The sequence below is a fragment of the Tessaracoccus yangjingae genome, from assembly GCF_055326235.1.
Genome location: NZ_JBUZNN010000005.1, coordinates 114,052 through 126,833, shown reverse-complemented (window position 1 = coordinate 126,833; position 12,782 = coordinate 114,052). Strand labels below are relative to the sequence as shown.

Here is a 12,782-nt window from a genome sequence, read left to right as displayed (position 1 = left end):
CCGTCGCGGGCGCATGGAGGACGCTGGGTACGCTCGTCGCATGCAAGCCGCGCAGCCCACGTGTTACCGCCACCCCGATCAGCCGACGGGGATCTCGTGCCAGCGCTGCGACCGGCCCATCTGCCCCTCCTGCATGATCCCCGGAGCCGTCGGCTTCCAGTGCCCCGAGTGCGTGGCCACCGGGCACCGCGAGACCCGGCAGCTCGTGCTCCCCTACGGCGGCACGCGGGTGGCGAACCCCCGGGCCACCTCGATCGCGCTCATCGCCGTCAACGTGGCGGTGTTCGCCGGGGTCCTGCTGACGGGTGGCTCGTTCGGCACCCTCTTCAACCTCCTGGCGCTCACCCCGCAGGGCACTTGCCCGGTGGGCAACCAGATCCTGCTCACCGACGCCGCGGGCTGCCTGTCCGAGGGCTACTCCTGGCAGGCGGGCGTGGCCACCGGCGCCCCGTGGCAGGTGATCACCTCAGGCTTCACCCACTCGTCGCCGCTGCACATCCTGTTCAACATGCTCGTCCTGTGGCTGCTCGGACCCACCATCGAGCAGGTGCTGGGGCGGGCCCGCTACCTGGCCGTCTTCTTCGTGGCGCTGCTGGGCGGGTCCGCGGCGGTGATGCTGTTGTCCCCGCCGTTCCTGTCCACCATCGGCGCCTCGGGCGCCATCTACGGCCTGATGGGGGCACTGCTGCTGCTGGCCGTCAAGCACAAGGGCGACGTCAAGGGGATCCTGTTCTGGCTCGGCATCAACGTGGTGCTGTCCTTCACCTGGTCGGGGATCTCCTGGGAGGGGCACCTCGGCGGGCTGCTCGGCGGGGCGGCCGCCGCGGCCGTCATCATGTACCTGCCCAAGGAGCGCCGGGCGATGTGGCAGTGGCCGTTGGTGGGCCTGCTGACGGCCGTGTTCGTCGGGATCATCGTGGCGAGGGCGCTGCAGCTCGCCTGAGCCAACCACAACCTGAGGAATTGCCAAAAGTTTATTAGATTTCTCTCAGGATCTGATTTACCCTCGTAGTGTCGTGTCGGCCCTGCGAGGGAGACGTCCTGTGAGAAAACTGTTCGGCGCCGTCGTGGCCGCGTTGCTGGCCGGCGTGGCCGCCGTTGTGCCCGCGCCCACCGCCCAGGCGGCCACCCTGCCCTCCTTCCCCCTGGCATTGCCCGTCGGCTGGGGGCTGACGGTGCAGGCCGGCGGCACGCACACGTTCTCCTCGGGGGTGCGCAGCTCCGTGGACCTTGGCGCCTCCGGCGGCGGCTCCATCGCGGTGGTGGCCTCCGCTGACGGCACCGTGGTGGACATCGGCGGCACCGGCTCATTCACCCGATGCCACGTCACCGTTCAGCACGCCGACGGCTGGCAGACGAAGTACTACCACCTCAAGAGCGTGCCCAGCGGCCTTCAGGAGGGGCAGTCGGTCGTGGCCGGCGCGCAGCTGGGCATGACCGCGATGCCGGGCTCCGAGACCTGTGGCAGCGGCACCTTCCGCCATGTCCACTTCGTTCTGATGCGCAACGGCGTCGAGATGCCCATCGACGGTCTGTCCCTCGGCGGCTACACGGTCCGCGGCACCGGCAACGCCTTCTGCGGATACTGGACCCGCAACTCCGACGGCGCGGTGGTGGCAGACGCGCGGAGCTCGTGCCGGGCGGTGCCGTCGGTGGCCAACAACCTGCTCAACCCCGCATCGCTGGCCAGCGCCGACGGGGCCTCCCGTTCGGAGAGCCGCCCGGTGATCGCGCCCGCCGACACCATCGATCCGGTGTCGCTGTACGTCACGGAGGGGCAGCACACCGTGTCCGGGCGCGCCTGGCGGACCTCCTGCGAGCCCTACTCCCAGACCGAGCGCTGCCGCACCGAGATCTGGGCGACGACGGTGAGGAACGTGGGCGGCTCGCTGAGGATGGCCGAGGGCTGGGTCTTCAACAACCTCACCTACGTGGCCTCGCCGCGCGCCCTGTGGGCGGGCAACCCGCTCGGCAACACCACCGCGGAATGGGTGGCCGAGGACGGACGGAAGTGGCGCACCGAGTGCGACACAGCCACCTCTGGCGGCAACGGCTGCCGCTCCTACGCCGTGTCCACGTTCTACGCCGCCACACCCAAGGCGGGCGGCGGCTACACCTTCACGAAGAAGACGGACTGGGTGTTCAACAACATCGTCCACTTCTCGTGACGGGGGCCCTCGCCGGCCGGTGGTAGGTTGCGGCCATGTCCGACGATGACGCCCGCAGCACGCTGCATCCCGCCCTGCGGGTGGCCCGCTACGGCAAGCACGACGACGGCGACAGGTTCCTCGGCTTCCTGCTGAGCCTCATGATCGACGCCCGCCAGCACCGGTTGACGCCCAGCCTCACCCGGATGCGTCGCACGATCGAGGCCTTCTACTCCGGCCGTGACGTCAAGGCGGCGCGGGAGGCGGTGGGCCAGGAGGCGATCGACGCCCAGCTGCGCGACGCGGCCGCCGTCTACTTCCAGACCTGCCTGACGGACCCGCAGTACTCGTCGGTGGTGTGGGGCATGAACCGGCTGCAGCCGGAGCAGCTGCGGGCCAAGGCCGCCAAGGACGCCGCCGGCACCCTCGAGGCGGTGGTGGGCAGCCGCGCCACTGGTCCCGCGGAGGCGCTCCCCGGCCTCTTCGTCGACGGGTTCATCGAGGTGTTCGGCGACCCGGGCCGTGAGGCTCTGCGCGACGCCGTCGCGAAGAAGCCCTCGCTGGCGGGGCTGGGCCTGGTTTAAGCGTCTGCCAGGGCGTGCTGGGTCGACGGTGCGTGGAGCGCCGCCTGGATCCGGCGGGCGAGATCCGGCGCGAGGTCGCGGCCCTCTGCCCTGGCCGAGCGGGTCAGCGCCACGGCCACCCCGGCGGCCTCCGTGGAGCGGCCGGCTAACGCGAGGGCCAGGATCTCGCGAGCCGCCAGCGCATCGGAGGCCGGGGCCGCGAGGCGTCCGCGCCGGACGGCCCAGAGCGCGGCCTGCGCCTCCTGCCGGTCCAGGGCACGGTCCGCCAGCACGCAGGCGGCGTCGACGATCATCGCCACCATGTCTGTGCGCAGCTCATGGGCCCACGCCCACTGGAACTCGAACGAGCCCAGCGGCTCCCCCCGGACCAGCCGCAGGGCCGCGACGAGCGCCGCGTCCGAGGACACGTTGACGCCGCCGCTGAGCATGGTGCGGAAGCTCTCCCAGTCCGAGGTCACCCGCGGGTCCAGCGAGACCCGCCCCGAGTACGCGTCCGGCAGGTACTGCTCGCCGTCCGGAGCCGCGCCCAGCCAGCTGCGCAGCCGGCTGACGTTCGACCGGCGCGTGGTCTCGGCGATCATCAGTGCCCGGGTCATGGCGGTGGGCGTCTTGCCGGGGTGCTCGAGCAGCCACGCGCAGTACTCCATGCACTGGCCGACCGCCCGGCCGGGTACGGCGCCCCGGGTTCCGATGAGGTCGACGTCTCCCAGGAGCAGCAGCAGGGGGTGTTCGGGGGAGGTGGGACGTCCGTTCATGAAGGGGTCCTCGGGCGTAACGGGGGAGTGGGGGAGCGGCGTCACGTTGGAGGCCAGGTCGTCGGTGCGCCACCAGGGGGCCGGCTCCGTCTCAGCGCTGCCGGCCGCCTGGAACAGGTCCAGCACCGCGCGCTTGGCCGGTTGCGTGAGCAGCTGGGGCACGAACGCCTGCTCGTGCCAGGTGCCCGACCGGTCGTCGACGACGACAGTCGAGCCGGCATCTGGTGCGGCCGCCGCTTCTGCCACGACGCTCACCCCAACCTCGCCGAGGGCCAGGGCGTCGGTGACGGTGTCGAGGTGGAGCGGCGTGAGGGGGGCGACGAATACCACGACGACGGGGTGCCAGGCCGCGGCCAGGTCCGGGTCCTCGCGCAGCTGGCCCAGGGTCCGTCCCGCCATCGCGAGGCGGCGCTGGCTGCACAGCCGCTGCAGGTGGCTCAGCCCCTCGTCGGCGCCCGGCAGGGCGGTGATCCGCGGGTCGTCCAAGGACTCGGCCCACTCGCTGCCGCCCACCAGCACGAGGTGCGTCTCGTCCGACCAGGGGGTGCAAGTGATCCCGGTGATGAGGGCCGCGATGGCCGGCCCAGAGGCCGGCCCTGAGAACAGCACCGACCGCTCGCGCTCCAGGTCCGCGGTGACCGGCTCGCCGTCGGCCGCCCACCCCAGCATCACCGTGGTGGGAGACAGCCCCGGCTCGGCGTCCTCGGCCGTGCGGGCGAGCGCCGCCCAGAACCGGGCCAGGTGCGGGGCGACGGGGACCGTGCGGCGCCCCATTGCGCGGGTAAGCAGCTGGAGCCGCCTCCGTGAGGCCACCCCGGCGAGGATGCTCCCGGCCAGCACCGCGCCGATGGGGCCGAGCAGGCCGGCCACGCCGTCGTCCGACTCGTCGATGGAGGAGGCCACCTCGGTGGCCTGGATCGCCGGCTCCGACGGTGTGGGGGTGGCGTTGATGAGCGGGAGGGCCACGGGCGGTGCCGTGATGACCGGCACCGTGAGCTGCTCAGCCGGCGCCTCCGCAGGCTCCGAAGCGTCCACGGCCGGCGTGTCCATGACCGACTCGTCGACGGCCGACTCGTCCGCCACGGCGGCAGGCTCCACGGGCACCGCCGCGGCGACGGGCTCCGCGGCAGCGGGTGTCGCCTGCGGGGCGGGGTTGGCGCCGGGGACCGCCAAGACCCAGCCGGTGTCGATCTGGTCCGGATCAGCGACCTGATCCCGGTTGAGCTCGTGGATCTCCGGCCAGCGCTCAGGGTCACCCAGTTCGGTGCCCGCGATGGACCAGAGCGTGTCTCCCGGCTCCACCACCACCGATCCGACGGCGGGCACCTCGGGGAGGGCCAGGCGCGCCCCGGCCTGGAGCCGCGACGACTCCGAGAGCCCCGGGTTCAGGCTCACCAGCTCGCGCCAGCGGCCGCCCTCGCCCAGCTCCCGCTCGGCGACCCCCCACAGCTCGTCTCCCTCCTGCACCACGTAGACGCGTGCCGGGGCGGCGGGCTGCTCGACCGACGCTACGGGCGTGACCGGGGCGGACAGGGCCACGCCGTCGGCACCGTCCGGCGGGCCGGCCGGCGCGGCACCGACATCAGCGACGGCGGCCGTGGGCGCCGCGACAGCCGCGAGCACGAGCGCCCCCACCAGGGGACGCAGCCAGGCAGTGCCAGGGAGCGCCACAACGACGCGCTGCCGCGTCAGCACCGCCACGGCCTCGAGCACGACGGTGACCGCCAGGACGGCCCAGGCGAGCCAGGCGGCGGCGCTCAGCGCGCCCACCAGCACGCTGCTGTCCATCGCCACGGTGAGCGACGTGACCCAGTCCGCGGTGAGGAGCGCGCCCGGCCTGCCCACGAGGAGCAGCAGCCAGGGGATCCCGAGGAGGAGGAACGCGAGCGCGAGGACGGCGCCGAGCGCCCGAAGCGCCCTCACCGTCCCACCGCCGTCGTGCAGCACTGCCGCGACATGTCAGCTCGGCAGCCGGTCGGTCACGTAGGCGGTGATGGCGGTGATCACGACCAGCGCGATGGCGGCGGCGCCCGCCAGAAGGATGGCGTTCTCGGTGCTCTGGCTGAGCCCGCGCTCGTCGCGGACGCGGGGGGCCTGCTGCAGCGAGACGATGAGGCCTACGAGGTGGTGGATGGGTGACATGGGAACCTCCTGGGTGAAGTCTGGTTGAGGGTTGGGTCAGTTCTGGGGTTATCCACAGAGGGGCAGAAAAGTGTGGAAACTCGTCCACAGTTTGGGTTTGTCTCTTGACATCAGGTGGCCAGCAGCTTCAGGAGCGGGGGCACCAGCAGCGCCAGCCCCAGGAGCAGGGCCGGGATGGTCATCCACAACGACATCGCCTCGCTGGCCTCCTGGGCGGCGGTCCGCTGCGCGCCCAGGTGGGCATCGCGCAGCTCCCGCACGCGCGCCTGGAGCACGTCCGCCAGCCCGGCGCCCTGTTCCTCCAGCTGCATGACGTCGGCGAAGTCGGCCAGCTCGGGCACGTTCCACTCGCGGGCCACCTCGCGCAGCTCGTGCCAGGGTTGCGTCTGCTCCATCCTGGCCCGCTCCAGACCCGACGAGATGCGCCGGAACAGCGGCGCGTCGGAGACGGCCGCGGCGTTGGCCGCCGCCTGGGCGGCCGAGGAGTTCGCGAGGCGCTCCAGCACCACGAGGTCGAAGAACGTGTGGATGCCGTCGGTGGCTGCGCGGCGCTCCTGCTCGGCCCCGCCGCGGAGCCTCAGGTCCGCCACGAAGTACCCGAGCACCGCGCCCAGCAGTGCGATGCCCAGCGGCGCGACGCCCGGGGAGCCCCCGAACGCCACCTGCGCGGCCGCCCAGACCGCGGGCAGGGCGAGCCCCGCCGTCGTCCACACCAGCTTCTCGACGAAGAAGTCCCCGACGCTGCGCCCCTGCATGAGGAGGAGCTGCTGCTGCCGGGCGGTCAGCGGTAGCCGCAGCCGACGGTGGATCCGCTCGCCCAGCGCCTCCGCGCCGGTGGCCGGGTCCGAGAGCGGCGCCGTCGGCTGGCGGTGGTCCAGCAGGTCGAGGGCGTCGCCGAGGCGCACCGGCGGCGTGCTGAAGCCCCGCACGATCATGACCGCCCCGAGTCCGGCCACCATCCCGCAGCCGATGGCCAGCGCGATCACGGCGCGCTCCGCAGGAACCGCGGGGCCATGGGCGGCACGGTCATGCGACGCAGCATCACCAGGCAGCCGAGGTAGGCGGTGGCCAGGCCGAGCGCGATCAGCTGGCCCAACGGGGTGGCGTAGGGGGCGAAGAACTGGGGGTTGAGCAGCATCGCGCCGACGAGGACGCCCAGCGTGATGAAGGTCACCTGCTTGACGACGGCGCGGGGCTTGGCCCGCTCGGCCGCGATCTCGCGGAGGGCTGAGAGCCTGGCCTGGATGCTGTCTGAGATGGCGCCCAGCGTGGCCCGCGCGCCGGCGCCGCCCTTGGCCGAGGCGATGATGAGCGCGGCCACCACCGCGTCGGCGTCCGCCGAGGCCAGCTCGTCGGCCATGGCGAAGAGCGCGTCGCGGGTCTGCCAGCGCTGGTCCAGCCGGGTGCAGAGCCTGGTCACCGGCTCGCGGAGCACCGGGGGAACCTGGGTACGGGTGGTGAAGATCGCGTCGCGGATGGAGCGCCCCGAGGACAGCGAGGTGGCGATCAGCCGCACCCACCGGTCCAGCCCGGCCAGCACCTCCACCTCGCGGTTCGGCGGTGCGCTCAGCAGGAGGGGGATGGTGATGGCGGTGGCGGGCAGGAGCACGAGGGCCAGCAGGGAGCCGGTGGCGACGCCGGCGACCATGCCGCCCAGCGCGGCGGCCGCGAACCAGCCCTTCCGCACCGGCGAGAGCGCTGTCCACCACATGACCACCTTTGTCCACACACCTGTGGACAAGGGTGTGGGTAACCGCTCCGAGCGCTGCAGCCCGAGCGCGACCAGGAGGATCCCCAGCCCCGCCGCCGAGCCGGCCAGCGCTGCCAGCATCACGCCCACGGCGATGCCCCCTCGAACTGGGCCAGCTCCGCCGCCATCGCGGCCTCCGGCTGGAACAGCTCGGGCTGGGTGGCGGTGCCCGCCCGGTAGACGAGGTGCGTGGTGGGGCGCCCAGCCTCCACCGAGCCCGTCAGCTGCCGGACCTCCGAGACGAACCGCGATCTGGTGCCCCCGCGCCACGCGTCGTCCTGGAGCGTGACGTGGACGATGAAGTTGAGGTGATGCGCGATCTGGTGCATGGCATCCTCGACGCTGAGCACCCGCCCCTGCGCCACGCGGGCGGCCAGCCGGTCGATCGTCGAGGCGGCCGAGTGCGAGTGCGTGGTGGCGAGGCATCCTGCGCCGGACTGCATCGCCTCGAACATGGCCCCCGCCTCGGAGCCGCGGACCTCGCCGACGACGATCCGGGTCAGGTTCTGCCGCAGCGCCTCCGGGATGAGGTCCGCGACGGTGTACGACCCCACGCTGGAGCCCCCGGACGTCTCGCCCATCCCCACCCGCGCCTGCAGCGCCAGGATGTTGCGGCGATGGCCCAGCAGGTGGGTCAACAGCTCGTAGTCGGTCTCCAGCGTGCCGAACCGCTCGTGGGGGTGGATCGCGGCGATGAGCGCCCGCAGCAACGTGGTCTTGCCGGCGCCCTGATCCCCTGAGATGACGATCGACTTGCGTGCCAGCACCGCCGCCTGCAGGAGCCGGGCCACGTGCGGGGGGAGCATGGCGTCGTCGGCGAGCTCGTCGAGGGTCACATCCGTGAGGAGGTGCTGCCGGATCACCACGGACGGCCGGAAGGACAGGCCGAATCCGATGGCGTGGAGCCGGAACCGGTTGCCGAGCGCCAGCGTCATCGTGGGGTGCAGGTCGTCGAAGGGCCGCGGCGGGGTGGCAGTCTCGCCGAGGAACCGGATGGCGTCCACCAGCTCCTCGTCGGTGTCCGCGACGGCGGGGTGCGACTCGCGGTGGCCGTCGCCGTACTGCACCGTGACGGTGTCGCAGCCGTGGATCTCGATGTTCTCCGCGTCCCCGATCTCGAACAGCGGCTGCAGCCGCCCGTAGCCGAAGATCGCGTTCTCCACCGCGTCCGCGTAGCGCAGCTCGAGCGCCAACGGCCAGAGCGCCTCCCCCGCCTCGCCCAGGCTCTGGGCTCGCGCGTGCACGACGCTGCGGATCATGGCCCTGCCGCGGACGCGCCGGTCCTCCTCGGGCATCGGCTGCCCCCGGCCCGCCAGCCATTCGGCCGACGCGCGCGTGATCAGCTCCACCGCCTCGCGCCGCAGGCCCACCACGATCTGCCAGTCCACCTCGTCGCTGACGGGCGGCGCCTGCACGGGGGCGCTCGCGGCCCTGCGCGCCGACGCCGGGTCCGGGGCCGGCGTGGGCTCAACCTCGGAGGGGACGAGCCCGAGGCGCCCGAGCGCGCCTGACAAGGGCGGCAGCTGTCCGACGCTCATCGCGCACCCGCCCCCACCGCGACCGACGCGGCCGCACGGCTGCGGGTCACGCGCTCGGAGAGGGCCTTGGCGTCCGCCCGGAAGCGGCCCATGAAGGAGCCCTCGTGGAACCGGCGGGGCTCGACGGCGCCGTCGCTCAGCACCTCGGCCGCCCGAGGATCCCACGGCGGCTCGAGCCAGCACGGCACGCCGAACTGGGCCGCGATCTCACCCGCTGCGTACGGCCGCCCGGGCCCCACCACGGCGAGCGCCGCCATGGTGGGAGACGGCATGGAGCGCAGCTGGTCCTCCAGCGTGGTGAGGTGGATCCGGGCCGCCGCCAGCGACCGTAGCGACGAGCGCACGCACACCACGACGGCGTCCGCGGCGGCCAGCAGGCCGAGCGGCAGGCCGGTGGACGAGATGCGGCCACCGTCGACGAGGACGTCGATCCCGCGCTCGTCCAGCGAGGCCAGCGCCTCGCCGAGGGTTCCCCACACGTGCTCGAAGAGGCGGGAGGCGCCCGCCGTCGAGAAGCCGGGGAGGAACCGGCGCTCCCGATCCCCCTCCTGGGTGAGCGGGAGGGTGTGGCGCCACAGCTCCGGAGCCAGGGGCGTGCCCTCGCGGTGCAGCTGGGCAAGCGACATCAGGCCGCGGCCGCCGTTGTCCATGCCCCGCAGGTACCCGGCCTGGACCGCCTGCCCGGGGTCGCGGTCACAGTCCGCCACCAGTGAGTGTCGCGGCCAGGCGAGCGCCAGGCCGAGCGCGGTGGTGGTGGCGCCCGGGGAGCCGCTGGCGGAGGCGAGGAGGATGACGGCCATCACGCGCCCCTGACCACGACCACGGCGACGAGGTCCGCAGCGGAGAGCCGCGCCACCTCGTCGGCCCGCGCGTCGGCCACGCGGACGTCGAGCGAGTAGCTGGAGCCGTCGTCGAGCAGCACGGGCGAGCTGGCCACGACGGCGTCCGCCGATACCTCGCGGCCCTCGACCAGCCCGACCAGCCGGACGGTGGTGCCGGGCGGCATGTCAGCCGTGGGCAGCTTGCCCAGCGGGAGCCGCAGCCCGATCAGGGCGTTCCCGGCGGGCAGGGGATCCTCGCCCACGTGCCTGGCGAGCGGAAAGGCGCCCTGCGGGAGGTCGGTGAGCGAGCGCTGCCCCACCAGCCCGGGCAGGTCCGCGGCGCCCAACGCCTCGACGGTGAGACTCTCGGGGATCTCGAGGACGGCCAGGTCCTCCCGCTCGATGGCGTCACCGCGCCTCACGTCCGCCGCCATCACCACGACCGCCCGGTGGTCCGCGTTCATGGAGTAGAGGGCGGCGGCGCCCAGGCCGCCGACGGCGACGAGCAGCGCCCCGAGCGCGATCAGCTTGGGGCTGCGGCGCGCGCGCAGCTGGACCGCGGCCGGTCTCGGTGCGGCCGGCGGGGCGGTCTCTGGCGTGCTGGGCCTCTTCTGGTCGTGCATGTGGCCTCCCTTCCGGCGGTCAATCTAGGAGGGGGAGGGGGTCAGATCAGCGGCCTCGAGGGCTCTGTGGACAAGTTGTGCCCCTTGATACGTTTTATCCACAGTGTTGTCCCCAGAAGTGTCGCGAGGGTTCACTAAAGTTGACTCGCTGAGAAACCTGAGAGATTCTTGGATTCGTCGATGTCCGGAACTCGGGAGTGGTAGTGCGCAGATGGATCGCTGGCCTGATGGCCACGCTGGCCATTGGCGCCGTTTCCGCCGCCGCAACCTCCGCCGAGGCGCTGCCCATCGCGCCGGCCCCGGTGGTGTCCGTCACCGGCATCCCCACCCCCTGCGTCTCGACCAAGCCCTACCCGGCCGATGCGTCGATCGAGCAGCTCAAGGAGCAGCTGGCGGCCACCTTCGGCTTCAAGTTGGCCGGCTCCCAGTGGACGGAGCAGCGGCGCCCCTCCATCAAGATCCTGTGGGAGACCCTGGACGCGGTGGGGTGCACCACCTACCTCGCCGACCTGCAGGCCAACGTGAGCGGCACGCTCGGCATCAACGCGTCGAACATCTCCGGCTACGCCTGGGGTGACTGGAGCCTGACGAAGACCAACTACGTCACACTGGACTTCGCCAAGTTCCAGCGCGCGCTGGACAGCGGGGACGAGGGCCGCCTGGTCCGTCTCGTCATCCACGAGCTCGGCCACGTGCGGAACTCGGATCGCTACGAGGACCCCGAGTACTGGACGGTGTTCACCAAGCTGTTCGCCCGCGAGGGGCGGTTCAGCGACTACGCCGGACGCAGCGTCACGGAGACGTTCGCGGACGTCGTGGGCTACTACGTGGGCCGCTGCGCCCTGGACAACCCGTACGACTCGGGCGAGCACGCGGCCTATTACGAGTACGCCAAAACCTACATCTTCGGCGGCAAGGAGTTCGGCCCGGCGCCCGGCGTCGCACCCACGTGCACCCTGCCCTCCGACACCGCCGAGGAGCCCGCGCCCGGCGCCGAGGCGGCCGCGTGGATGGAAGGCCTGGGAGGCGCGTAGTCCGCCCCTGCCCCGAGTCACATCGGAGTAGCATCGCAGGCGACCCCCAGCCACACGCTTCATGGAGGAAGCCCATGCCCGACGTCGCTGCATACGCCATCGATTCGCCCACCGGCCGCTACCGGAAGACCACCATCACGCGCCGCGAGCCCGGCCCCACCGAGGTGTTCTTCGACATCGCCTTCACCGGCATCTGCCACTCGGACATCCACACCGCGCGTGAGGAGTGGGGCCGCATCCACTACCCCTTCGTCGGCGGGCACGAGATCGCAGGCGTGGTGAGCAAGGTGGGCTCCGAGGTCACGAAGTTCAAGGTGGGGGACCGCGTCGGCGTCGGCTGTTTCGTCGACTCCTGCCGCGAGTGCGACATGTGCCGACAGGGCGAAGAGCAGTTCTGCACCGGGCGCCCGGGGACGGTCTGGACCTACAACGGCACCGGCCGCGACGGCCTCCCCACCGCGGGCGGCTACTCGACGGGCATCACAGTCGAGCAGGACTACCTCATGCGGGTCCCGGACGACATGTCCCTCGAGCACGCCGCGCCCCTGATGTGCGCGGGCATCACCCTCTACTCGCCCCTCAAGCGCTGGGGCGCCGCGCCCGGCAAGCGGGTGGGCATCGTCGGCATGGGCGGCCTGGGGCACATGGGCGTGCAGATCGCGGCGGCCATGGGCGCGGAGACCATCGTGTTGAGCCGGACGTTGGCCAAGCGCGACGACGGGCTCGCGCTCGGCGCCTCGAGCTACGTGTCGACGGCGGACAAGGACGACATGCGCTCGCTCCGCGGCACCTTCGACCTCATCGTCACCACCGTGTCCGACGGCGTGGACCTGGACTCGCTGCTCAAGCTGCTCAAGGCCCACGGGGTGCTGGTCAACGTCGGGCTCCCGGAGCACGCGTCGAAGGTGCACCTCGGCATCCTCACGGGCCAGGCCCGGGTGCTCGCCGGGTCCAACATCGGCGGCATCCGCGAGACGCAGGAGATGCTGGACTTCTGCGCCGAGCACGGGTTGGCGCCGATGATCGAGATGATCGACGCGGACCGGATCGACGAGGCCTACGACAATGTGGTGGCGTCGCGCGTGCGGTACCGCTACGTGATCGACATCTCCACCATCTGACGCGGACGCACCGGGGTGGGCGCGACGGGGCGGGGAGGGTAGCACCGGCCACCCCGTCGCGCATGGGTGCCCCCGCGGGGGAGCGGAATCGGCCCCTGAGACCATGGGGGTGCAGGCACAGCGTCCACTGAACCTGCGGCCGGCCGGTCGGCCCGGAGCTTTCCCGGCATCCGGGCCGACTCCCGACCCGCCGCCCTTCCTGTTGCCCTCCGGTTGCCACCACCGGACGCCCCGCGGACCCGCCGTCCATCCGGTCGGCATAGGATC

Annotated in this window: 12 protein-coding genes; 5 read left to right on the top strand and 7 right to left on the bottom strand. The window is 72.4% G+C overall.

The window, feature by feature from the left end:
• Positions 1 to 40 precede the first annotated feature (40 nt).
• The 3 genes from ACZK5D_RS09315 (at position 41) to ACZK5D_RS09305 (ending at position 2,731) form a co-directional block, all read left to right on the top strand.
• Positions 41 to 943 (top strand): rhomboid family intramembrane serine protease, encoded by a 903-nt coding sequence (locus ACZK5D_RS09315; protein WP_463665084.1) that lies wholly within the window; start codon positions 41 to 43, stop codon positions 941 to 943.
• Between the two features lie 100 nt (positions 944 to 1,043).
• Entirely contained in the window at positions 1,044 to 2,168 is a 1,125-nt protein-coding gene (locus tag ACZK5D_RS09310; protein ID WP_463665083.1) for a M23 family metallopeptidase, read from the top strand.
• Positions 2,169 to 2,203: 35 nt separating this feature from the next.
• Positions 2,204 to 2,731, top strand: coding sequence for a DUF6553 family protein (locus ACZK5D_RS09305; protein ID WP_463665082.1), 528 nt, complete (start codon positions 2,204 to 2,206; stop codon positions 2,729 to 2,731).
• On the opposite strand, the gene ACZK5D_RS09300 is transcribed toward ACZK5D_RS09305, so the two are convergent.
• The 7 genes from ACZK5D_RS09300 to ACZK5D_RS09270 form a co-directional block, all read right to left on the bottom strand.
• Positions 2,728 to 5,409 carry a LysM peptidoglycan-binding domain-containing protein gene (locus ACZK5D_RS09300; RefSeq protein WP_463665081.1) on the bottom strand — a complete coding sequence of 894 codons (2,682 nt, stop codon included), beginning with the start codon at positions 5,407 to 5,409 and terminating at the stop codon, positions 2,728 to 2,730. The two genes, ACZK5D_RS09305 and ACZK5D_RS09300, sit on opposite strands and share 4 nt — an antisense overlap.
• Before the next feature lie 36 nt (positions 5,410 to 5,445).
• Positions 5,446 to 5,628 (bottom strand): hypothetical protein, encoded by a 183-nt coding sequence (locus ACZK5D_RS09295; RefSeq protein WP_458995406.1) that lies wholly within the window; start codon positions 5,626 to 5,628, stop codon positions 5,446 to 5,448.
• Between the two features lie 110 nt (positions 5,629 to 5,738).
• Positions 5,739 to 6,614: a type II secretion system F family protein gene (locus ACZK5D_RS09290; RefSeq protein WP_463665080.1), complete on the bottom strand. Its 876-nt coding sequence runs from the start codon at positions 6,612 to 6,614 to the stop codon at positions 5,739 to 5,741.
• Positions 6,611 to 7,459 (bottom strand): type II secretion system F family protein, encoded by an 849-nt coding sequence (locus ACZK5D_RS09285; protein ID WP_463665167.1) that lies wholly within the window; start codon positions 7,457 to 7,459, stop codon positions 6,611 to 6,613. Before ACZK5D_RS09285 ends, ACZK5D_RS09290 begins: the two co-directional genes overlap by 4 nt.
• The gene (locus tag ACZK5D_RS09280) at positions 7,459 to 8,916 is read right to left on the bottom strand and encodes a TadA family conjugal transfer-associated ATPase (protein ID WP_463665079.1); all 1,458 of its coding nucleotides are present in this window, start codon (positions 8,914 to 8,916) and stop codon (positions 7,459 to 7,461) included. Before ACZK5D_RS09280 ends, ACZK5D_RS09285 begins: the two co-directional genes overlap by 1 nt.
• Positions 8,913 to 9,716: a hypothetical protein gene (locus ACZK5D_RS09275; protein ID WP_463665078.1), complete on the bottom strand. Its 804-nt coding sequence runs from the start codon at positions 9,714 to 9,716 to the stop codon at positions 8,913 to 8,915. Before ACZK5D_RS09275 ends, ACZK5D_RS09280 begins: the two co-directional genes overlap by 4 nt.
• Positions 9,716 to 10,360 carry an SAF domain-containing protein gene (locus ACZK5D_RS09270; protein ID WP_463665077.1) on the bottom strand — a complete coding sequence of 215 codons (645 nt, stop codon included), beginning with the start codon at positions 10,358 to 10,360 and terminating at the stop codon, positions 9,716 to 9,718. Before ACZK5D_RS09270 ends, ACZK5D_RS09275 begins: the two co-directional genes overlap by 1 nt.
• Positions 10,361 to 10,587: 227 nt before the next feature.
• Here ACZK5D_RS09270 and ACZK5D_RS09265 point away from each other — a divergent pair, with 227 nt between their 5' ends.
• A complete protein-coding gene (locus ACZK5D_RS09265) occupies positions 10,588 to 11,394 on the top strand; it encodes a hypothetical protein (protein ID WP_463665076.1) in 807 nt (268 codons plus the stop codon).
• 74 nt (positions 11,395 to 11,468) lie between these two features.
• On the top strand, positions 11,469 to 12,515 hold the full coding sequence (locus ACZK5D_RS09260) for an NAD(P)-dependent alcohol dehydrogenase (protein WP_463665075.1): 1,047 nt from the start codon (positions 11,469 to 11,471) through the stop codon (positions 12,513 to 12,515).
• Positions 12,516 to 12,782: the final 267 nt, after the last annotated feature.